Annotated in this window: 1 protein-coding gene; it reads left to right on the top strand. The window is 68.5% G+C overall.

Features of this window, described 5'->3' with window-relative positions:
• On the top strand, positions 1-429 hold a 429-nt coding region (locus HUS66_RS17495; protein ID WP_175072460.1), incomplete at both ends, for a hypothetical protein.

Below are 429 nucleotides of genomic sequence, written 5' to 3'. Positions count from 1 at the left end.
GCTCGCCACCCTGTCCAGTCGCCTGGGGCTGGATGCCGGCCAGGCCGGTGGCGTGATCGCCCTGCAGCGCGATGCCCGCTATCAGGCGCTGCTGACGCAGGCAGCGGAGCAGGCGGCCAGTCTCGATGAAGCACGCGGCAAATGGGGCGAGCGCAATCCGGAAGTCATCAACCTGGCCGCGGGACTTGATTCTCTCGAGCGTTCGCTGGCCTCACGCATGCGCCAGCTGCTTCCCCGCCAGTCCTCGCGCAACCAGAGTGCCCTGCGTGCCGCGTCCGGCCATGCCAATCAGGACACTCTGGTCGGCGAACTGATCACCCTGGATACCCAGCGGCGCGGCGTGATCAGCGAGCTTGCCACCGGGCGGGCCAATCTGGCGGCCCGCCAGCAACGGCTGGACAACAGTGTCGCCAAGGCCGCCCAACTGCA

Origin of the sequence: Onishia taeanensis, assembly GCF_013349955.1 — a bacterium.
In the GTDB taxonomy this organism is placed as follows: Bacteria; Pseudomonadota; Gammaproteobacteria; order Pseudomonadales; family Halomonadaceae; genus Onishia; species Onishia taeanensis_B.
The sequence above is the reverse complement of the archived record's forward strand: the minus strand, read 5'-3'. Positions and strand labels throughout refer to the sequence as shown.